This window comes from Methylobacterium carpenticola (assembly GCF_042748905.1).
GTDB classification, from domain to species: Bacteria; Pseudomonadota; Alphaproteobacteria; order Rhizobiales; family Beijerinckiaceae; genus Methylobacterium; species Methylobacterium carpenticola.
Genome location: NZ_JBHZEO010000001.1, coordinates 5,625,782 through 5,646,485, shown reverse-complemented (window position 1 = coordinate 5,646,485; position 20,704 = coordinate 5,625,782). Strand labels below are relative to the sequence as shown.

Here is a 20,704-nt window from a genome sequence, read left to right as displayed (position 1 = left end):
TCCGCGCCGCGCGGGCTGCCCGATCCGGTTTCCGCGCGGATCGTCCGGAAACCGGATCAGTGCAGCACCATCGCGGTGAAGGGCGGCACGTAGGCCTGCAGCATCACGAGGCCGCCGACGAGGCAGGCGAGCACGATCGAGTGCCAGAACACGAAGCGCAGGATCTTGCTCTCCTGGCCGAAATAGCCGGTGGCCGTGGAGGCGACGACGATGGATTGCGCGTCGATCATCTTGCCCATGACGCCGCCCGAGGAATTGGCCGAGGCCATCAGGATGCCCGAGAGGCCGAGCTGCTCGGAGGTGATCCGCTGGAGGCCGCCGAACAGCACGTTGGAGGCGGTGTCGGAGCCGGTGAGCGCGACGCCGAGCCAGCCGAGCAGCGTGCCGAAGAACGGGTAGAGGATGCCGGTGCCCGCGAAGGCGAGGCCGAGCGTGGCATCCACCCCCGCGTAGCGGGTGAGCACGCCGAGCGCCAGCATCGCCGCGATGGTGATGAGCGAGGTGCGCAGCACCCAGATCGTCTCGAGATAGGCCCGGATCAGCCGGATCGGCCCGAAGCCCATGATGAAGCCCGAGATGATCGCGGCGAAGAGCACGCCCGTGCCGGTGAACGACATGTAGGTGAACAGGAACACCGCCGCTTCCGGATGGGGCTTGGCCACCACCGGGGGCACCTTCATGATCAGGTTGTGCAGGCCCTCGATCTCGTAGCGCCACGTGAAGAGCGGGTTGACCAGGGCCTTGAACCAGCCCGTGCCCCAGATCGCGACCACCACCGAGAGGATGATCCACGGCACCCAGGCCATCAGGATCTCGCGCTGCGAGGCGGAGCGCTCCACCGCGGCGGCGCCGACGGAGGCCGGGCGCGGCGGCGCGTAGGCCAGGGAATCGTCGTGGGTGCGCAGCGCCGTCGAGGTCCAGATCACGGCCGGGTGCCAGACCTTCAGGAAGGCGACGAGCGCCCCCATCGAGACGAGCGAGGCGCCGATATCGACGATCCAGGGATTGACGTAGTTCGAGATCAGGAACTGGGCCGCCGCGAAGGAAGCCCCGCAGACGAGGATCGCCGGCCAGATCTGGGCCATGCCCCGGAAGCCCGCGAAGACCGCGATCAGCCAGAACGGCACCAGGAGCGAGAAGAAGGGCAGCTGGCGGCCGATCATGGCGCCGAGCACGTAGGGATCGTAGCCCGTGACCGAGGCCAGACCCTGGATCGGTGCGCCGAGCGCCCCGTAGGCGACGGGCGCCGTGTTGGCGATGAGCGAGAGGCCGGAGGCCGCGAGCGGCGAGAAGCCGAGCCCGATCAGGATCGCGCCCGTCACCGCCACCGGGGTGCCGAAGCCGCCCGCCCCCTCGAAGAAGGCGCCGAACGCGAAGGCGACGAGGAGGAGCTGGAGCCGCCGGTCCGTGGTGATGCCGGCCACCGATTGCTGGAGGGTGGCGAACCAGCCCTTCTCCACCGTCAGCCGGTAGAGGAAGATGACGTTGAGGATGATCCAGCCGATCGGGAACAGGCCGGTGACGACGCCGAAGCCCGTGGCCCGCAGCGCGAGGCCCGTGGGCATGCCGAACAGGAGGGTCGCGACCGCGAAGGCGAGCACCAGGGCGATGACGGCCGCGATGTGGGCCTTGACCTTGCCGCTCGCGATCAGCGCGAGGAGGGCCACGACCGGGACCGCCGCCGCGAGCGTCGACAGCCAGGCATTCCCGAACGGGTCATAGACCTGGTTCCACATGGCGTTCCTCCTCGTTGTAATGAGGCGGGCGCTTAACAGAGGGTTGTTGGCGCCTCAACGCCCCCGCTCCGCCAAGGCCTACATCCTTCGGGGGGGGTGCGCGCGGCGAGATTTTTGCTGCACCGCACTTGCTGCATCTGCGAACATGCCCCATCTTCCATCCAGTCGGATGGTGACGGGATGGGATCGATGGGCGGGAGCGTGCAGGAATTGCGGGCGCGGCCGGGCGACAGCGAGAAGATCACGATCAATCTCGGCTACGTCGATCTCGGGCACGTGGACCTGCTGGTGCGCGACGGGTTCTACGCCAACCGCACCGACTTCATCCGCACGGCGATCCGCAACCAGATCGACCGCCACGGCGAGGCGGCGCGCCAGTCGGTGGCGCGCAAGAGCGTGGAACTCGGCCTGCGCCACTTCGCCCGGGCGGATCTCGAGGCGGCCCGGGATGCGGGCCGTCCCCTCGACATCCGCGTCCTCGGGCTCGCCACCATCGCATCGGACGTGACGCCCGACCTCGCCCGGGCCGCCATCGCCTCGGTGGAGGTGCTGGGCGCCCTGCATGCGAGCCCGGCCGTCAAGGCCGCGCTCGCCGACCGCATCCGCTGACGGAGGCGCTCCGCCCTCCGCCGCCTCACCGCGCCGGGTCATGCGATCCGGCGCCGGTTCCTCTCGCGTCTGCAAGACGAGGGTCCCTCATGCGCAACAAGATCCTTCCCGGCATGGCCGAGGCGACCCGCCTCACCCGCGCCGGGCGCCTCGGCGAGGCCCTGACCGTGATCCAGCGCGTGGTGCGGGGAGAGGATTCCCCCGCACCCTCCCCCACCCAGCCGGGTTCGCCGCCGGCCCCTCTCCGGCCCGTCCGGCAGATCGCCAAACCTCAGGTCGTCGAGCCGCCGCCCGCCGCCTCTCCCGGGGCCCGGCCGGCCCCCGCCGCGGGCTTGGCCGACGGATTGCCGGGTCTGCCCGAGGGCCTGCGCGACCTCGTGCGGGAGATCGGCCGCCGCGTCGGGCCGCTCGTCGGCGAGCCCGCCACCCCGGCCTCCACCGAGCCCGGGCAGTTCCTCGACCGGCACTTCGCCGCCGCCGCCGGCCAGCGCGCCTACAAGCTCTACGTGCCGCGGGGCTACCGGGGGCAGGCGGTGCCGCTCGTGGTGATGCTGCACGGCTGCACGCAGAACCCGGACGATTTCGCCGCCGGCACCGGGATGAACCGGATCGCCGAGGCCGAGACCTTCCTGGTCGCCTATCCGGCCCAGACGGCCGCCGCGAACCACGCCCGCTGCTGGAACTGGTTCAGCACGGCCGACCAGCGCCGGGACCGCGGCGAGGCGGCGATCATCGCCGGCATCGCCCGGGCGGTGATGGAGGAGTTCTCCATCGATTCCCGCCGGGTCTACGTGGCGGGGCTCTCGGCGGGCGGCGCCGCGGCGGCGAACCTCGCGGCGGCCTATCCGGACCTGTTCGCGGCGGTGGGCATCCATTCGGGCCTCTGCGCGGGTGCGGCGAGCGACCTGCCCTCGGCCCTGCGCGCCATGCGGGAGGGCGCGAAGGGGGCGGTGCCCGTCGGCGACGCCCTGCCCACCATCGTGTTCCACGGCGACCAGGATTCGACCGTGCATCCGCGCAACGGCGCGGCGATCATCGCGGCGACGGGCGCCACCCTCCTGCGCGACGAATCCGGCACCTCGCCGAACGGCCGGGCGTGGCGGCGCAGCATCCTGGCGGATGAGCGCGGCCGGCCGCGCTTCGAGCATTGGGTGATCCAGGGCAGCGGCCATGCGTGGTCCGGGGGCGACGCGGCGGGGAGCTACACCGACCCCCTCGGGCCCGACGCCTCGCGGGAGATGTGGCGCTTCTTCCGGGAGCATCCCCGGCCGCGGCGCTGAGGCGCCCCCTGGCGTCCGGCCGCGATCGGCGTAGCATCCGCGGAACGGTCGCTGCAGGGAGGAGCCCATGACGACCCTGTTCCAGGATCGCGAGCGGGCCTTCGAGGCTTTGTTCGCCCGCGAGGAGGAAATCCGGTTCCGCGCGCTGGTGCGCCGGAACCGGATCATCGGAACCTGGATGAGCCGGCGCCTCGGCCTCACGAACGAGGAGGCCGAGACCTATACGCGGGGTCTCGTGGAGGCCGTCGCCTCGCCCGTCACGGACGACGCGCTGATCGCCCGCCTGCGCACCGAACTGACCGGCCGCGGCCTCGATGCGGAGGCCGCCGAGGTGCCGGACCTGTTCCTGCGCGCCGGCGCCGAGGCGGCGCGGGCCGTGCGGGCGGAGGACCGGGCGGCCTGACGACCCGCACAGGGGATCGCCTCGCGTGTGATACGGTTTCCGGAAGATCACTTTCGGAAACCGGATCACGAGCCCGCGCGGCGCCTGAGCGAGGCCGGTTTCCGCATCGCGAAGCGATCATCCGGAAACCGTATGAGAGGCCGGCCGATCTCCCTCAGAAGAAGGTCGGCCGGGCGGTCGCCGTGTGCTCCTTCAGCACCGTGCCGGAGGCCGGATCGACCTCCTTGAGCACCACGTCGTAGCCCCACAGGTCGGCGAGGTGCTGGAGCACGCGCTGCGCGTCGTCCTTCTGCAGCAGCACGCGGTTGAGCACGCGGTGGTGGAGGATCAGGCGGCGGTCGCCCTCCAGATCCACGTCCACCACCTCGATGTCCGGATCGAGCCACGCCACGTCGTACTGCTTCGCGAAGGCGCGGCGCAGGCGGCGGTAGCCGCGCTCGTCGTGGATCGCCTCCACCCGCAGTTCCGGCTGGTCGGGATCGTCGACCACGTGGAACAGGCGCAGCTGGCGCATCAGGCGGGGCGAGAGGAACTGCGCGATGAAGCTCTCGTCGCGGTAATTCTCCCAGACGTCGCGCAGGACGCCCATCGGGTCGCGGCAGCCGGCGATGTCCGGGAACCAGATCCGGTCCTCCTCGCTCGGCTCGGTGGCGATGCGGGCGATGTCCGTCATCATCGCGAAGCCGATGGCGTAGGGATTGTGCCCGCCGTAATGCCGGTCGTCGTAGGTCGGCTGCCGGATGACGTTCGTGTGCGATTGCAGGAATTCGAGGTAGGCCGCCTCGCTGATCTGCCCCGTCTCGCTCAGGCGGGTCATGATCTGGTAATGCGTATAGGTGGCGCAGCCCTCGTTCATCACCTTGGTCTGGCGCTGCGGGTAGAAGTACTGCGCCACGTGGCGGACGATGCGCAGGATCTCGCGCTGCCAGGGCTGCAGGCGCGGCGCCACCTTCTCCAGGAAGTAGAGGATGTTCTCCTGAGGCAGTTCGAGCAGGGCGCGGCGGCGCTCGGCCGAGAGGTCCGGCTTGTCCGTCTTGGCCTTGGCGGGCAGCGTCCGCCAGAGGTCGTTGTACATCCGCTCCTGGTGCTCCTGCCGCTCGCGCTCGCGGCGCTGCTCGGAGGAGAGGTCGGGGCGCTTCTTGCGGGGATAGCGGTGCACCCCCTGGTTCATCAGGGCATGGGCGGCATCGAGCACCGCCTCGACCGCGCCGTGGCCGTAACGCTCCTCGCAGCGGGTGATGTAGCTCTTGGCGAAGTCGAGATAGTCGAGGATGCCCTCCGCATCCGTCCACTGCCGGAAGAGATAGTTGTTCTTGAAGAAGTGGTTGTGGCCGAAGGCGGCGTGCGCGATCACCAGCGTCTGCATCGTCGCCGTGTTCTCCTCCATGATGTAGGAGATGCACGGGTTCGAGTTGATGACGATCTCGTAGGCGAGCCCCATCAGGCCGCGGCGGTAGCCGGCCTCGTGCTGGGCGAAATGCTTGCCGAAGGACCAGTGCTTGTAGAAGAGCGGCATGCCGATCGACGCGTAGGCGTCGAGCATCTGCTCGGCGGTGATGATCTCGATCTGGTTCGGATACCAGCTCAGGCCGAGTTCCGGCCCGGCGATCGCCTCGCAGGCGTCGTGGATGCGCCGGATCGTGTCGAAGTCCCAGTCGTTGCCGGTGAACAGAGGCTCCCCCGTCCGAACCAGGGCGGGCCGTGGCATCACCCCTGTCGTGGCTGAACTCATCGGACCTCGCAGCTCTCGTTTCGACGCTTCGGGACGGTGCTCGGGGACGGGTGCTCAGGCTCAGGCCGAGGCGCTCTCCTGGCCGGCCTTGCGGGCGAACAGCTCGCGGAAGACCGGGTAGATGTCCCGCCGGTGGTTGACCTTGCGCATGGCGAGCACCGGATTGGCCTTGGAGACCGGCTCGTAGGTGCGCCAGAGCGTGGTGCGGTGCTCCACGAAGCCCGCCCGCGGCCCGGTCTCGTCGCCGACCTCCAGATAGGCGAAGTGCTGGCAGGCCGGCAGGATCGCGGAGCGCAGGAGCTCCTGCGACGTGGTCGAATCGCTCGACACGTTGTCGCCGTCCGAGGCCTGGGCGGCGTAGATGTTCCAGTCCTCGGGATTGTAGCGCTCGGCCACGATCCGCTTCATCTCGACGAGCGCCGAGGAGACCAGCGTGCCGCCGGTCTCGCGCGAGCCGAAGAAGGTCTCCTCGTCCACCTCCTTGGCTTGGTCGGTGTGGCGGATGAAGACGATCTCGACGTGCTTGTAGCGGCGCACCAGGAAGATGTGCAGCAGGATGTAGAACCTTTTGGCGAGGTCCTTCATGTGCTCGGTCATCGAGCCCGAGACGTCCATCAGGCAGAACATCACCGCCTGGGCCACGGGACGCGGATAGGGCTCGAAGCGCCGGTAGCGCAGGTCGATCGGGTCGATGTAGGGGATGCGCTGGCTGCGGGTGAGCAGCCGGTCGAACTCGGCCCGCAAGGCCGCCGCCTCCGGCGAATCCGGGTCGCGGGCCTCCAGGGCGGCGAGTTCCGCCTCCAGGGCGGCGAGATCCTCGGGCTTCGGCCGCTTGAGGGCGATGCGCCGCGACAGCGAGTTGCGCAGGGTGCGGGTGAGCGCGAGGTTGGCGGGCGAGCCCGAGACCATGTAGCCGGCCCGCCGCAGGGCCGGGGTCTCGACCACGGCGAGGCGGCGCTTGGCGAGGTCCGGCAGTTCGAGATCCTCGAGGAAGAGTTCGAGGAACTCCTCCCGGGTCAGCATGAACTGGAAGGAATCCTCCGAGTCCTGGCCGCCCTCCCCGGCCTGGCCGCCCCCGCCGCCGCCCTGGCCGCGCGGCGGACGCTCGATCGTGTCGCCCTCGATGTAGGTCTTGTTGCCGGGCAGGATGTGGTCCTGCACGCCGCTCCCGGGGGCGCGGCTGAAGCGGGGCTCGCGCACCCCGTCCGCCGGGACGGTGACGCTCGCCTCCTTGTCGATGCTGCGGATGTCGCGGTCGCGGGCGGCCTCGCGCACCGCGCGCTGTGCCACGTCGCGCACCCGGCGCAGGAAGCGCTGCCGGTTCGCCAGAGACTTGCCGCCCGGATTGAGGCGCCGATCGATAATGTGCATCAGGCCGAACTTCCGATCACGCCATCTTACCCTACCGGGCGGCTCCCGGCATCAGCAACCGCGTCGCGGGGACGGACCGCGGGCGGCCCGCCCCGACCGGGGAGCCGGCGGCGCCGCCGAGGCGGCGTCCGCCGGTCCCGTCCGGCCCGTCTCAGCCGGCCTGCTTCACGCGCATGTACCACTCGACGAGGCGCCGCACCTGACGCTCGGTGTAGCCGCGCGCCCGCATGCGCTCGACGAACTCGCCGTGCTTCTTCTCCGTCTCGCTGTCCTTCTTCGAGCCGAAGGAGATCACCGGCAGCAGCTCCTCCACCTGGCTGAACATGCGCCGCTCGATCACCTCGCGGATCTTCTCGTAGGAGGTCCAGGACGGGTTGCGGCCGCCGTGCTGGGCCCGCGAGCGCAGGGCGAACTTCACCACCTCGTTGCGGAAGTCCTTCGGGTTGGCGATGCCCGCCGGCTTCTCGATCTTGGTGAGTTCCTGGTTCAGGAGCTCGCGGTTGAGCAGCTGCCCGGTCTCCGGATCCTTGAAGTCCTGATCCTCGATCCAGGCGTCGGCGTAGTCGATGTAGCGGTCGAACAGGTTCTGACCGTAATCGTGGTAGGATTCGAGGTAGGCCTTCTGGATCTCGTGGCCGATGAACTCCGCGTAGCGCGGCGCCAGCTCACCCTTGATGAATTCGAGGTAGCGCTTCTCGATCTCCGGCGGGAGCTGCTCGCGGCGCAGCGACTGTTCCAGCACGTACATCAGGTGGACCGGGTCGGCCGAGACCTCGGTGGTGTCGTGGTTGAAGGTCGCGGCCATGACCTTGAAGGCGAAGCGGGTCGAGATCCCGTCCATGCCCTCGTCGACGCCGGCCGAGTCCTTGTATTCCTGCAGCGAGCGGGCGCGCGGGTCGACCTCGCGCAGGGACTCGCCGTCATAGACCCGCATCTTGGAGAACACGTTCGAGTTCGGGTGCTCGCGCAGGCGCGAGAGCACCGAGAACCGGGCCAGCATCTCCAGCGTGCCGGGGGCGCAGGGCGCCGCGGCGAGTTCGGAGCCGGACACGAGCTTCTCGTAGATCCGCTGCTCCTCGGTCACCCGCAGGCAGTACGGAACCTTGATGACGTAGATGCGGTCGATGAAGGCTTCGTTGTTCTTGTTGGTCTTGAAGCTCTGCCACTCGGCCTCGTTCGAGTGGGCGAGGATGATGCCGGAGAACGGGATCGCGCCGATGTTCTCGGTGCCGACGTAGTTGCCCTCCTGCGTGGCGGTCAGCAGGGGGTGCAGCATCTTGATCGGCGCCTTGAACATCTCGACGAATTCGAGAATGCCCTGGTTCGCCCGGTTGAGGCCGCCCGAGTAGGAATAGGCGTCCGGATCCGCCTGGCTCAGGGTCTCGAGCTTGCGGATGTCCACCTTGCCGACGAGGGAGGAGATGTCCTGGTTGTTCTCGTCGCCGGGCTCGGTCTTGGCGATGGCGATCTGGCGCAGCCGCGAGGGCCGGACCTTGACCACCTTGAACTGCGAGATGTCGCCGCCGAACTCGTCCAGGCGCTTGAGGCACCAGGGGCTCATCAGGCCGGTGAGGCGGCGGCGCGGGATCCCGTAGCGCTCCTCCAGGGCCGGCCCCATCGTCTCGGGGTCGAACAGCACCAGCGGGCTCTCGAAGACCGGGCTCAGCTCGTTGCCGGCCTTGAGCACGTAGATCGGATGCACCTCCATCAGCGCCTTGAGGCGCTCGGCAAGGGACGATTTGCCGCCGCCGACCGGCCCGAGCAGGTAGAGGATCTGCTTGCGCTCCTCCAGGCCCTGAGCGGCGTGGCGGAAGAACGAGACGATCCGCTCGATCGTCTCCTCCATGCCGTAGAATTCCGAGAAGGCCGGGTAGATGCGGATCGTCCGGTTCATGAAGATCCGGCCGAGGCGCGAATCCCGCGCGGTGTCGACGAATTCCGGCTGACCGATCGCCTCCAGAATCCGCTCCGGGGCGCTCGCATACATCAGGGGATCGTCACGGCATGCTTCGAGGTACTCGGTGAGCGACAGTTCCGCGTCACGCCGGGCCTCGTAGCTGCGGGCAAAGGTCTGAAACAGATCGCTCGCTGACGGCATTGGCATTCCGAACCCTCACGACATCGCCAGCTTCATCCTGTCCCGCCTCCATTGCAATCGATATCCCCATGTTTGTCGCAGTGCGGCGAGAGCGGGGAATTGCGGAGGCTGGTCGGCGGACCCGAACGGCGGGAGACCGGTGCGATGCCGGCACCGCGCTCCCGCGGAAAGTTCGAGATCCGCCAAGGCGAAAGCCCGTTCGGCAACAGTTCTGTGACGAAAAGGTCACGCCCGCTGCCGTTCTGAGACCCCGCTCGCCGCCGGGTCACCTTCGCCGCGGAAGGGAAACGCCCCGCGGCAGGCGGACGTTCCTCGCCGCGGCGTGCCTGCGGCAGCGGGCTCGCGGTCCCGCCGCCGCGGGCGGCCTCACAGATCCGTGGCGTCGCTCTTGGTCTCGCCGGCGCTGCCCACCTTCAGCTTGATGGTGCGCACGGCGGTGGAGCCGTCCGGGCTCTTCACCTCGACCGTCACCTCGTCGGTGCCGGTGAAGCCGGCCTTGCTCTCGTAGAACACCGCCTGGATGGTCGCCTCCACATTCGGGCAGCGATAGGTGGCGGGGGTCTTCATGCGCCCGGCCCGCTGGATCAGCGACCCGTTCTTCGGCGGCGTGGTGACCTTCAGCTCGGGCTGCGGCCCGAGCGAGCAATCCTTCTTGAGGTTGGGCACGGCGAGCAGGCGGATCTGCTTGCCCGAGGCGACGCTGCGCTCGAGGGTCTTGGCGCTCTGGGCGAGCGCCGGGCCGGCGAGAACCGCGCAGGCGGCGAGGGCGAGGATGGGGCGGATCATGGCAGGGCTCACTCCGAGGACGCTCCGCGGCGGATGTGGGGAGCCCGCCCGCCGCCGTCGAGGTCCGGCGCGCCGGATGCTGCCGCAGCGGCACGCTCCTCAGTGCAGCGAGAGCATCACGAAGAGGTTGAACAGCCCCAGGAGCGCGATGCCCCCGAGCCAGAGCCAGTAGCCCCGCCCTTCGACCGGATAATCACCGAACATCACCCGCCCTCCTGGCCGGCGTCGCCGGCTTGGCTGGCGTCGCCAGCTTGGCTGCCTTCGCCGGCTTGGCCGGCGCCGCCCGCTCGGCCCTCCTTGCCGGCTCCCCCGCTCCCGGAGGATTGCAGCACCGCCATCACCGCGCCCGTGACCTTGGCGATCTGGGCCGGAGTGAACTCGCCCGCGAGGGCCGTAGCGAGCTGCACCTCGACGCGCGCCCGCTCGCCCGCATCGCCGATCGGGTCGGACGGGATGTCGCGCTCCGCGAGGCCGCAGGCCGCCTTGATGGTGTCGGCGGCCCGCAGGAGGGTGGCCCGCTGCTCGGGCGCCATGTCCCAGAGCGGGTGGCGCAGGCGGGCGATGACCCGGCGGGCGTCGCGGTAATCGCGGTCGACGTTGGTCAGGGCCTCGACCTGGCTCACCAGCAGCACGAGTTCGAGCACGTCCGCCGTCGCCTCCGGACAGGTGCGCACGATGCGCATCAGCCGGGCGATCAGCTGGGTGGTCGGCGAGGCGTGGCGTGGCGGGTCGGCCATCTGCGATGAACGTCCCTCATGCGGTCGGGTTCGGTTCGGGTTCCGCCGCCCGGCGCGGCAGGACGCGGCGCAGGGCCGCGATGCGGTCGCGGCAGATGTGCAGGTCGTCGAGCGCGCGGGTCAGCGCCGCCCGGTCCTCGGGCGCGAGGGGCGGTCCCGGCGTCTCCTCGCGGGGCGGCTCGGCCTCCGCGAAGGCGGCGGGCGCCACCTCCTCGCCGCGGCCCACCGCCTGGACGAAGCGCATGCCGCGTTCGCGCAGGATGCGCTGCACCCCGCGGATCGTGTAGCCCTGGCCGTAGAGGAGCCGGCGCACGCCGCGCAACAGGTCAACGTCGTCAGGACGATAGTAGCGCCGGTTGCCGCCGCGCTTGAGCGGCCGGATCTGGGCGAACCGGGTCTCCCAGAACCGCAGCACGTGCTGCGGCAGGTCGAGTTCCTCCGCCACCTCGCTGATGGTGCGGAAGGCATCCGGGGCCTTGTCGCCGCCGGGCTCCCCGGCGGCCGCGAGGGTCGTCATGTGCGGGACCTCCCGCCTCGGGACCAATCAGCCGGAGCACGGCGCCCCGGCGCGGATCACGATTCCTCCTCGGCCTCCACCGGACCGCCGTTGATGCGGGCCTTGAGGACGTTCGAGGGCTTGAACACCATCACCCGGCGCGGCTCGATCGCCACCTCGACGCCGGTCTTGGGGTTGCGCCCGACGCGCTTTCCCTTGTCGCGCACCACGAAGGATCCGAAGGAGGACAGCTTCACGGTCTCGCCGGAGGCGAGGCAGGCGCAGATCTCCGACAGCACCGTCTCCACGAGGGCCGCCGACTCGGTCCGCGACAGGCCCACCCGCTGATAGACGGCCTCGGTCAGGTCAGCCCGCGTGACCGTCTTGCCTGCCATCCTGACTGCTCCCCGGCGGCGATTCTCAAGAAATCGAAATATGTCTATGATCGGGCACGCTAATCGGGCGCGCCCGCTGGGTCAACCGGATGTTTCCGGAACCGTCCGGCTACCAGCGGATCAGCGCGCTGCCCCAGGCGAAGCCGCCGCCGATCGCCTCGATCATCACGAGGTCGCCCCGCTTGATGCGCCCGTCCCGGCAGGCGGCGTCGAGGGCGAGCGGGATCGAGGCCGCCGAGGTGTTGCCGTGCCGGTCGACGGTGAGCACCACCTTCTCGCGGGCGATGCCGAGCTTGTCGGCGGACGCCTCGATGATGCGGCGGTTGGCCTGGTGGGGCACGAACCAGTCGAGATCCTCCGCCGTGGTGCCGGTGGCCGCGAAGGCCTCCGCGACCACGTCGGTGACCGAGCCCACCGCGAAGCGGAAGACCTCCTTGCCCACCATCCGGAGCTTGCCGGTGGTGCCGGTGGAGCCCGGCCCGCCATCGACGTAGAGCTTCTCGCGGTAGCGCCCGTCCGAGCGCAGGTGGCTGGTGAGCACGCCGCGGTCGCCCGAATGGCCCTCGCCGGGCTGCGCCTCCAGCACGATCGCCCCGGCCCCGTCGCCGAACAGCACGCAGGTGGTGCGGTCCTCCCAGTCGAGGAGGCGAGAGAAGGTTTCGGCGCCGATCACGAGGGCGCGCTTGGCCGCGCCGGTGGTCAGGAACTTGTCGGCGGTGGCGACCGCGTAGACGAAGCCGGCGCAGACCGCCTGCAGGTCGAAGGCGGCACCGCCATGGATGCCGAGCCCGTCCTGGATCTGCGTCGCCGTCGAGGGGAAGGTGTGGTCCGGGGTCGAGGTGGCGCAGACGATGAGGTCGATGCTCGCCGGATCGAGATCCGCCGCGGCGAGCGCGGCCTTCGCCGCCCGGATGCCGAGCACCGAGGTGGTCTCGTCCGGACCGGCGATGTGGCGCTGGCGGATGCCGGTGCGCTGGACGATCCACTCGTCCGAGGTGTCGACGCGGGCGGCGAGGTCGTCGTTGGTGACGACGGTTTGCGGCAGATAGGAGCCGCAGCCCCGCACCACCGAGCGAAGGCGGGTCATTGGGGTGGGGTCCTCCTCCCTCACGCCGAGGCCGTCGCCGGCGTGGCCTCGAGCATGTCGCGGATCGTCCGCATCAGATCGTGACGGGCCATGTCGGTGGCGAGGTCGATCGCCGCCGCGAAGCCGTGCGCATCCTCCGAGCCGTGGCTCTTGATGACGATGCCTTCGAGCCCGAGGAAGACGCCGCCATTGGCGCGGCTCGGGTTCATCTTCTCGCGCAGGGCCTCGAAGGCGCCCTGCGCGAACAGGTAGCCGATCCTCGCCATCAGGGTGCGGCTCATCGCTCCCTTGAGATACGTGGCGATCTGCTTGGCGGTTCCCTCGGCGGTCTTGAGGGCGATGTTGCCGGTGAAGCCCTCGGTCACCACCACGTCGGTGGTGCCGCGGCCGAGATCGGTGCCCTCCACGAAGCCGTGGTAGCGCAAGCTGGGCAGATCGGCCTCGCGCAGGAGGCGGGCGGCCTCCTTCACGGCCTCGTTGCCCTTGATCTCCTCGGTGCCGACGTTGAGGAGCCCCACCGTCGGCCGGTCGAGATCGAACACGATGCGGGCCATGGCGGCCCCCATCAGCGCCATGTCGACGAGGTGGTTGGCATCCGTGCCGATGGTGGCGCCGACGTCGAGCACCACGCTCTCGCCGCGCACCGTCGGCCACAGGCAGGCGATGGCCGGGCGCTCGATATGCGCCATGGTCTTGAGGCAGATCTTCGACATCGCCATCAGCGCGCCGGTGTTGCCAGCCGAGACCGCGGCCTCGGCCTCGCCGTCGCGCACGGCCTGGATCGCCTTCCACATGGAGGACTTGCCGCGGCCGGTGCGCACCGCCTGGCTCGGCTTGTCGTCCATGGAGACCGCCACGCTGGTGTGGCGGATCTCGACGGCGCCCTTGAGGCGCGGCTCGGCCTCCACCATCGGCCCGATGATCGCCTCGTCGCCGAACATCAGGAAGGTCGTCTCGGGATGGTGCTCGCGGGCGATCGCCGCCCCGGGCACCACCGTCGACGGACCATGATCGCCGCCCATCGCGTCGAGCGAGATGCGCACTCTCTGGGACATGGGGACGTCGATGAGCCTCGTTCCGGCGGCGGGGGGACGGGGGGGTGCCGCGGCGCGGCGGAAAATAGCGGCCTGACGCCGGGCCGCAAACGAATTCTGCCGGGAGGATGTCGGCCCTTCCGGCAGGGGCCTCATTCGCCCTTCAGGCGGTCGAGGCCCGCGAAGGGGTTCTCCGCCGCCTCGGCCTCCGGCGGCTCGAAGGCGACGCCGGGCTTGCGCGGATAGGGATCGAGGCCGAGCGCCAGGAACTCCGCGGTCAGGCTGCCGAGATCGACGCGGCCGTTGACGATCGGGTCGGGGATGTCGGCATCCTCGGCCGGGGTGCCCGCGAAGGCGTCGGGTGCGGCGAAATCGACCTCCACCTCCTCGCGCATCTGCGAGTCGAAGGGGTCGAGGGTCACCACGCAGGTTTGCGCGATGGCCGCCTCGACGGTCCCGGTCACCTGGAGCCGGTGGAGCGAGCCCGCGAGGCGGAAGCGCCCGGTGAGGCTGTGGATCGCCGGGAGTCCGAAATCGCGGGCGAGCGCCGCACGCTCCTCCGCATCGGCCTCGACCACGATCTCCTGCCCCGCCTTGAGGGCGCGCTCCACCATGACCGGGCGGGACAGCGGACCGATGGAATCGGGGGTCATGGGAGCGCTCCTGTCGAGAAGGGGGATATGGGAATCCACGCGGGGCGGCGCGACGGGTTCCGATCAGGTCAAGCGGGGCCGCGGAAGCGGGCCGGATCGGGCAGGGCCGGCCCCTCCGCCATCAGGCGGGCGAGGTCCTGCCCCGCGAGGGCCTCGGCGCCGGCCATCACGTAGGCGGCGAGCGGCCGGGCGCTCCCCGCCTCGTCGCGCCCGAGCACGTTGCGGGCGAGCGCCGCCGCCAGCGCCTCCCCGTCGCCCGCATCGAGCGCCCCGTCATAGGCGGCCGCCCGGCCGTAGAAGGCCTGGGCCAGCTTCTTCATGCGCTTGGACACGCCGAAATCGCCGACGCCGAGTTCCCGCAGGGAGGAATCGAGCTGCGCGAAGACCGAATCGACGAGGTCCTGGGCGATGTCCTCGGCCGGCGGCGGCAGGTGCCGCAGCCGGCGCAGGGTGAGGATCACGTGCAGGCACAGGGCCTCGAAGCGGCCCTCCACGGTGTCGGGCACGCCGAGATCGCGGTAGAGGGCCGGCACCCGGGCCGCGTCGTTGATGCGGATGTGCAGCGCCTCGATGGCGCGGCGGCGCCCGTCATCGCGCCGGAACAGATTGCGGATCATCCCTCCTCCGTACCCGAAGCCCTTGCGCTGTCGAGGGGTTTTCGCGAGCAACACCCGTTTCCGGGTATGGCCGAACCTTGGCCGTGCCTTGCCAACGCCACAACCCCGGGGTACGGCAGCGCTCCGTTCCGGCGCAAGGGCGCCGTCCGCTTGCGCTGTTCAGAGGGCCGCGATGCCGCGTCGCTTCATCCCGTCGCTCACCCGCCTCGCCGCGGCAGGTCTCATCGGCCTGTCGGTCGCCGGCTGCGTGATCGGAGAAGAGTTCCGCCGCGGCTATCTCATCGACGAGGCCGCCGTCGCCCAGGTGAAGCCGGGCGCCAGCGCCGAGCAGGTGCTGCAGCTCCTCGGCACGCCCACCACCGTCTCCACGGTGGGCAACAAGTCCTGGTACTACATCAGCCAGAACACCAAGCGCACGGTCATGTTCATGGGCGAGAGCACCGAGGACCAGCGCGTGCTCGCCGTCTACTTCAACCAGGGCTTCAAGGTGGAGCGCGTGGCGCTCTACGGCCAGCAGGACGGCCGGGTGTTCGACTTCATCTCGCGCACGACGCCGACGAGCGGCGGCGAGCAGGCCTTCCTCGGCCAGCTCCTGCGCGGCCTGACCAAGTACGAGCCCTTCCGCAACGCGCAGTAGGCCCCGGCCGGGGCCCCTCCTCGTGCCGCGTGGCCGGCGTCAGCCGACCCCGGCTGCCCGGTCTGCGCACCCTACTCCGCCGCCTGATCGAAGCCCTCGCGCTCGCCCACCCCCAGGAACCCGCCCGACTGGCGCTCCCACAGCCGCGCATAGAGACCGCCGCGGCGGACCAGCTCCGCGTGCCGGCCCTCCTCCACGATCCGGCCGCGGTCGAGCACGATCAGCCGGTCGAGGGCCGCGATGGTCGAGAGGCGATGCGCGATGGCGAGCACCGTCTTGCCCTGCATCAGCGTGTCGAGGGAGCCCTGGATCGCCGCCTCGACCTCCGAATCGAGGGCCGAGGTCGCCTCGTCGAGGATCAGGATCGGCGCGTCCTTCAGGATCACCCGGGCGATGGCGATGCGCTGGCGCTGCCCGCCCGAGAGCTTCACGCCCCGCTCGCCCACCTGGGCGGCGTAGCCCCGGCGGCCCTTGTGGTCCTCCAGATCCGCGATGAAGTCGTGCGCGTGGGCGAGCTGCGCCGCCGCGACGATCTCCGCCTCGCTCGCCTCCGGCCGGCCATACGCGATGTTGTCGCGGATCGAGCGGTGCAGGAGCGAGGTGTCCTGGGTCACCACCGCGATCTGGCGGCGCAGGGAATCCTGCGTGACCCCCGCGATGTCCTGCCCGTCGATGAGGATGCGCCCGCCTTCGAGGTCGTGCAGGCGCAGGAGCAGCGAGGTGATGGTGGTCTTGCCCGCGCCGCTGGTGCCGACGAGGCCGACCTTCTCGCCGGGCCGGATCGCGAAGCTCAGGCCCTCGATCACCCCGCGATCCTCGCGGCCGTAATGGAAGCTCACCTGCTCGAAGGCGATGGCGCCCTGCGTCACCGCGAGGTCGCCCGCCCCCGCCCGGTCCACGATGGCGTGCGGGCGGGCGATGGTCTGCATGCTCTCCTGGATCACGCCGATATTCTCGAACAGCCCGCGCACGGTCTGCATCACCCAGCCCGACATGGCGATGAGGCGCAGCACTAGAGCGAGCCCCGCCGCCCCCTCGCCGGTGGTCATGCGCCCCTGCGACCACAGCGCCAGGACCGCCCCCGCCGTCGCCACGATCAGCGTCGAGTTGAGGAGCGAGAGCGCAGCCGTGGTGGCGGTGATGAGCCGGAACGAGTGCAGGTAGGCGTCGGTATGGGCGGTCGTCGCCTCGCGCACCGCCGAGCGCTCCTCGCGGTCGCGGGCGAAGAGCTTCACCGTCAGGATGTTGGTGTAGCTGTCGACGATGCGCCCGATCAACGCCGAGCGGGTGTCGGCGACCTGGAGCGAGCGGGCGCGGGCGCGGGGCACGAAGTAGCTGGTGAGCCCCGCATAGGCGAGGATCCAGACCGCGACGGGCAGCACCAGCCAGGGGCTGATCGAGGAGAACAGCCCGACCGCGGTCACCGCGAAGATCGCCACGTAGAGCAGCGTGTCGATGAACACGACCGCCAGCTCGCGCACCGCCGGGCCGACCTGGGTGACCCGGTTGGCGAGCCGCCCGGCGAAATCGGCCTGGAAGTAGGAGAGCGAGTGGCCGAGCGTGTAGAGGTGGGTGCGCCAGCGGACCATGTTGGTGGTCTGGGGCACCACGAGCTGGTTCGAGAGCGCCTCGTGCAGCCAGGACAGGCACGGCCGCACCACGAGGACGAGGAGCCCGGCGAGGACGAGGCCGGTGCCGTGCGCCGTCCACAGGGTCGCGGGCTCGGACTTCGCCAGGATGTCCACGAACCAGCCCATCAGCAGGTAGAGGGAGGCCTCCACTGTGCCGGCGGCGAGGCCGACGACGAACAGCACCGCGAGGGCCTTGCGCACCGGGCGCAGGTAGTAGCCGGCGAAGCCCGCGACCGTGCCGGGGGGCTGGCGCCCTTCGTCGAAGGGCGCGAACGGATCGATGCGGCGCTCGAGCCAGTCGAGGAACATGCCGGAGCCTTCTCGGGGAAACGGACCCGGTTAGGTATTCCGCCTTGACGGCCTGCCAACCGGGGGGCGATGCCGCAGGTCTTTACGCCCTCGCCCCGCCATCCGATGCTGCGCCTCGCCCTCTACCAGCCCGACATCCCGCAGAACACCGGCACGATGCTGCGGCTCGCCGCCTGCCTCGGGGCGGCCGTCGAGATCATCGAGCCGGCGGGATTCGACGTCTCCGACCGGCACCTGCGCCGCTCGGGCCTCGATTATCTCGACCACGTGGCGATCACGCGGCACCGCTCCTTCGCGGCCTTCGAGGGATGGCGCCGGGAGGCGGGGATCCGCCTCGTCCTCGCCACCACGGCGGGGGCCCTGCCCTATACGGACTTCGCCTACGGGCCGGACGATTGCCTGCTCGTCGGGCGCGAATCCGCCGGCGTGCCGGAGGCGGTGCACGCGGCGGCGGAGGCCCGCGTGGTGATCCCGCTGCGGCCGGGCCTGCGCTCCCTCAACGTCGCGGTCGCCGCCGCCATGATTCTCGGCGAGGCGATGCGGCAGACGGCCGGATTTCCGGCAGCCTGAAGACTCAATCCGCCTGGGCGATGCGCGTCGAGCGGCGCTGCGCGGTCCAGCGGCCCGAGCAGAGCGAGGAAACCGACCACGTGCCGGAGCCGGAGCTGGCCTGGAGATGGCCGGAGGCCGCACCGCTCGCGGAGCCCTTGCGGACGGTGAGGCCGACGCTCCCGTTCTCGCCGACGCGCCCGCTCACCGTGGCGCCGCCCTCGCCCAGCGAGGCGAGCCGGACGTCCCCGTCCCGCACCGCGAGGGAGACGACGTAGCGGCTGTCGCACAGGCCCGATTCGGTGACGAGCTGCACGGTCCAAGTGCCGTTGTAGCCGCGGCCCTCGCCCGAGAGGGCCGGCAGCGACGATACCAGCCCAGCGCTGACGGTGAGTGCGGCGACGACGGACTTGATGAGCATGAGGTCCCCTCGAATGACACCGGGCACGACCCGGACCGGGCGCGCCTCGGGGTACGACCCCCGTCGCGCTCACCTCGGCGATGGCTTGGATGAAGGGTATTAACCAGGGAGAGCGGGCGGAAATGCGGCGACCGCGCCTGGTTCCAGCTGAAGGACACTACCGGATGGAGGCGTTTCGCCGCGCCGTGCAGCCGCGAAAGCTTGACCTCGTCTGCCGCCGCGCGAGCTTGACTGTGCCTCGACCTGAACTGTCGTTCAGATTTCCGCCATCCGGCGGCGCAGATCGGCATCGGGGAGCGGGCCGGTGGCGGCGCGCAGGTTCGCGGCCATGTGCTCCGGCCGGCCGGTGCCCGGGATCGCGCAGGTCACCGCCGGATGGCTCAGCACGAACTTGAGCAGGATCTCGGCCCAGCTTCCGCAGCCGAGGGCGGCGGCGTAGTCCGGCAGCGGACGGTCCTTCAGGCGCCGCAGCAGCCCGCCCCCGCCGAACGGCCGGTTGACCAGCACGGCGACGCCCCGCTCGGCCGCGAGCGGCAGCAGCCGCGCTTCCGCCGCCCGGTCGTCGAGGGCGTAGTTGATCTGCAGGAAATCCAGGCGCTCGGCCCGCAGCACGGCCTCGACCGCGTCGAAGGCGCTCTCGGTGTAGTGCGAGATGCCGAGGTAGCGGATCCGGCCCTCCTGCTTCCAGGCCCGCAGCGCCGGCAGGTGCGTGCGCCAGTCGACGAGATTGTGGATCTGCATCAGGTCGACGCGATCGGTGCGCAGCCGCGCGAAGGACTGGCGCATCTGCGCGAGCCCGGCCGCGCGCCCACTGGTCCAGACCTTGGTGGCGAGGAAGGCGCGGGGCCGTGCGCCGGATCCGGCGAGGAGATCGCCGACGACCCCCTCCGCGCGGCCGTACATCGGCGAGGAATCGATCACCCGCCCGCCGCCGTCGAGGAGGATGCGGACCACGGCGCCGAGCCGTTCCCGCTCCGCCTCGCCCTCCCCGACATCGAAGCCGAGCCAGGTGCCGAGCCCGATCACCGGCAGGCTCTCGCCGCTCGACGGGATGGTGCGCGTCAGCATGCCGGTTCCCTCCGCCCGCGCGGGCAGGCCCATCGCGGGAAGGCCCGTCGCGGGAAGGCCCGTCGCGGGAAGGCCCGTGGCGAGGGCGGCGGCCCCCTGGAGCACGGCCCTGCGCGTGGAACCCGCATCCATCCCGCTCATCCGGTCTCACTCCGTCGCGCCGCGCCGTTCGCGAAACGCGCGCGGCGCCTCGCCGGTGCCCTTGGCGAAGAAACGGGAGAAATAGGCCGGGTCGGAGAAGCCGAGGCTGTAGGCCACCTCCGCGACGGCGAGGTCCGAGTAGAGCAGCGTGCGCTTGGCTTCGAGGAGCCGCCGGTCGCGGATGAGCCGGCCGGGACTCGCGCCCGTCACCGCCCGGACGGCGGCGCGCAGCCGGGCCGCCGTCACCCCGAGGTCGCGCGCATAGGCGTCGAGGGGCCGCTCCTCCCGGTGGCGCGCCTCCACCGCCTCGCGGAACCGGGCCACCAGCACCGCCTGCGGCCCGGGCTGCTGCGCGAGAGCGCCCTGTGCCGCCCGGCGCTGCCGCAGCACCGCGACGAGGAGCACGAGGAGGTGCCCCTCGATCGCCGCCCGCCGGCCCGGCGCCGCCCAGGCGAGTTCGCGGGCGAGTTCCGCGATGCTCTCGCCCGCCCCGCCCGCCGGGTCGGCGGGGAGCGCGCCGGGGGCCGCGAACAGCCCGGCGAGGTCGGGCTCGCGCCGGGCGAGGTCGCGCCAGTAGCGCTCCGAGAGGGTCAGCACGGTGCCGACGGTCTCGTCCGCGAAGCGGAACCCGTGCGCGGTGCCCGCCGGCACCAGCAGGAAGCAGGGCGCCGCGAAGGAGATCGTCTCGGCCTCCGCCCGCATCACCCCGCCCCCCGCGGGCAGGTGCAGGATCTGGTGCAGGCCGGCATGGACGTGGGGACGGATGCTCCAGCGGTTCGGCCGGCTGCGATCGTCCAGCGCCTCCAAGTGCAGGAAGCGGTCATCCACGTCCCGCGGCGCCTCCCCGTAGAGGAAGAAGTGCGGGATCACAGGCACTTGTGCGGACGGTGCGGGCATCGCGGGCGACGTCCTCC

At 70.8% G+C, this 20,704-nt stretch carries 20 protein-coding genes and 1 pseudogene; 5 read left to right on the top strand and 16 right to left on the bottom strand.

Annotated elements, in window-relative coordinates; all coding sequences use genetic code 11:
* Positions 1-56 precede the first annotated feature (56 nt).
* A complete protein-coding gene (locus tag ACE101_RS26130) occupies positions 57-1,736 on the bottom strand; it encodes an L-lactate permease (RefSeq protein WP_379135987.1) in 1,680 nt (559 codons plus the stop codon).
* A 189-nt stretch (positions 1,737-1,925) separates the two neighbouring features.
* On the opposite strand from ACE101_RS26130, the gene ACE101_RS26125 reads away from it, so the two are divergent.
* From ACE101_RS26125 to ACE101_RS26115, 3 genes are all read left to right on the top strand, one after another.
* Complete coding sequence (locus tag ACE101_RS26125) at positions 1,926-2,345, top strand: ribbon-helix-helix domain-containing protein (RefSeq protein WP_502361935.1); 420 nt, start codon at positions 1,926-1,928, stop codon at positions 2,343-2,345.
* An 89-nt stretch (positions 2,346-2,434) separates the two neighbouring features.
* Positions 2,435-3,625, top strand: coding sequence for an extracellular catalytic domain type 1 short-chain-length polyhydroxyalkanoate depolymerase (locus ACE101_RS26120; RefSeq protein ID WP_379135983.1), 1,191 nt, complete (start codon positions 2,435-2,437; stop codon positions 3,623-3,625).
* A gap of 67 nt (positions 3,626-3,692) precedes the next feature.
* The gene (locus ACE101_RS26115; protein WP_379135981.1) at positions 3,693-4,028 is read left to right on the top strand and encodes a DUF1476 domain-containing protein; all 336 of its coding nucleotides are present in this window, start codon (positions 3,693-3,695) and stop codon (positions 4,026-4,028) included.
* A gap of 154 nt (positions 4,029-4,182) precedes the next feature.
* On the opposite strand, the gene ACE101_RS26110 is transcribed toward ACE101_RS26115, so the two are convergent.
* The 11 genes and pseudogenes from ACE101_RS26110 to ACE101_RS26060 form a co-directional block, all read right to left on the bottom strand.
* Positions 4,183-5,760 carry a SpoVR family protein gene (locus ACE101_RS26110; RefSeq protein ID WP_379135979.1) on the bottom strand — a complete coding sequence of 526 codons (1,578 nt, stop codon included), beginning with the start codon at positions 5,758-5,760 and terminating at the stop codon, positions 4,183-4,185.
* 60 nt (positions 5,761-5,820) lie between these two features.
* Positions 5,821-7,131, bottom strand: a complete 1,311-nt coding sequence (locus ACE101_RS26105) for a YeaH/YhbH family protein (protein ID WP_379135977.1) — start codon at positions 7,129-7,131, stop codon at positions 5,821-5,823.
* 151 nt (positions 7,132-7,282) lie between these two features.
* Complete coding sequence (locus tag ACE101_RS26100) at positions 7,283-9,235, bottom strand: PrkA family serine protein kinase (RefSeq protein WP_379135975.1); 1,953 nt, start codon at positions 9,233-9,235, stop codon at positions 7,283-7,285.
* A 360-nt stretch (positions 9,236-9,595) separates the two neighbouring features.
* Positions 9,596-10,015, bottom strand: a complete 420-nt coding sequence (locus ACE101_RS26095; RefSeq protein ID WP_379135973.1) for a 4-aminobutyrate aminotransferase — start codon at positions 10,013-10,015, stop codon at positions 9,596-9,598.
* A gap of 323 nt (positions 10,016-10,338) precedes the next feature.
* Positions 10,339-10,752 (bottom strand): annotated as a pseudogene (locus ACE101_RS26090) (hypothetical protein); the annotation flags it as partial.
* Positions 10,753-10,768: 16 nt separating this feature from the next.
* On the bottom strand, positions 10,769-11,269 hold the full coding sequence (locus ACE101_RS26085) for a MerR family transcriptional regulator (RefSeq protein WP_379135970.1): 501 nt from the start codon (positions 11,267-11,269) through the stop codon (positions 10,769-10,771).
* A 56-nt stretch (positions 11,270-11,325) separates the two neighbouring features.
* On the bottom strand, positions 11,326-11,643 hold the full coding sequence (locus ACE101_RS26080; RefSeq protein ID WP_379135969.1) for an integration host factor subunit alpha: 318 nt from the start codon (positions 11,641-11,643) through the stop codon (positions 11,326-11,328).
* 109 nt (positions 11,644-11,752) lie between these two features.
* Positions 11,753-12,730 (bottom strand): beta-ketoacyl-ACP synthase III, encoded by a 978-nt coding sequence (locus ACE101_RS26075; protein ID WP_379135967.1) that lies wholly within the window; start codon positions 12,728-12,730, stop codon positions 11,753-11,755.
* Positions 12,731-12,750: 20 nt separating this feature from the next.
* On the bottom strand, positions 12,751-13,785 hold the full coding sequence (gene plsX, locus ACE101_RS26070; protein WP_379135965.1) for a phosphate acyltransferase PlsX: 1,035 nt from the start codon (positions 13,783-13,785) through the stop codon (positions 12,751-12,753).
* A gap of 131 nt (positions 13,786-13,916) precedes the next feature.
* Complete coding sequence (locus ACE101_RS26065; protein WP_379135963.1) at positions 13,917-14,417, bottom strand: YceD family protein; 501 nt, start codon at positions 14,415-14,417, stop codon at positions 13,917-13,919.
* 68 nt (positions 14,418-14,485) lie between these two features.
* Positions 14,486-15,034 carry a ubiquinol-cytochrome C chaperone family protein gene (locus tag ACE101_RS26060; protein ID WP_379135960.1) on the bottom strand — a complete coding sequence of 183 codons (549 nt, stop codon included), beginning with the start codon at positions 15,032-15,034 and terminating at the stop codon, positions 14,486-14,488.
* A 172-nt stretch (positions 15,035-15,206) separates the two neighbouring features.
* Here ACE101_RS26060 and ACE101_RS26055 point away from each other — a divergent pair, with 172 nt between their 5' ends.
* Complete coding sequence (locus tag ACE101_RS26055) at positions 15,207-15,671, top strand: outer membrane protein assembly factor BamE (protein WP_379135957.1); 465 nt, start codon at positions 15,207-15,209, stop codon at positions 15,669-15,671.
* A gap of 71 nt (positions 15,672-15,742) precedes the next feature.
* Here the strand turns inward: ACE101_RS26055 and ACE101_RS26050 are convergent, their stop codons facing one another.
* Entirely contained in the window at positions 15,743-17,611 is a 1,869-nt protein-coding gene (locus ACE101_RS26050) for an ABC transporter ATP-binding protein (RefSeq protein WP_379135954.1), read from the bottom strand.
* Between the two features lie 105 nt (positions 17,612-17,716).
* On the opposite strand from ACE101_RS26050, the gene ACE101_RS26045 reads away from it, so the two are divergent.
* Complete coding sequence (locus ACE101_RS26045) at positions 17,717-18,181, top strand: tRNA (cytidine(34)-2'-O)-methyltransferase (RefSeq protein WP_379138946.1); 465 nt, start codon at positions 17,717-17,719, stop codon at positions 18,179-18,181.
* Between the two features lie 4 nt (positions 18,182-18,185).
* On the opposite strand, the gene ACE101_RS26040 is transcribed toward ACE101_RS26045, so the two are convergent.
* The 3 genes from ACE101_RS26040 to ACE101_RS26030 all read right to left on the bottom strand — a co-directional run bounded on the left by ACE101_RS26040 (position 18,186) and on the right by ACE101_RS26030 (position 20,687).
* A complete protein-coding gene (locus tag ACE101_RS26040) occupies positions 18,186-18,581 on the bottom strand; it encodes a hypothetical protein (RefSeq protein WP_379135951.1) in 396 nt (131 codons plus the stop codon).
* A gap of 255 nt (positions 18,582-18,836) precedes the next feature.
* The gene (locus ACE101_RS26035) at positions 18,837-19,790 is read right to left on the bottom strand and encodes an aldo/keto reductase (protein WP_379135950.1); all 954 of its coding nucleotides are present in this window, start codon (positions 19,788-19,790) and stop codon (positions 18,837-18,839) included.
* Between the two features lie 6 nt (positions 19,791-19,796).
* The gene (locus ACE101_RS26030; protein WP_379135948.1) at positions 19,797-20,687 is read right to left on the bottom strand and encodes a helix-turn-helix domain-containing protein; all 891 of its coding nucleotides are present in this window, start codon (positions 20,685-20,687) and stop codon (positions 19,797-19,799) included.
* Positions 20,688-20,704 lie beyond the last annotated feature (17 nt).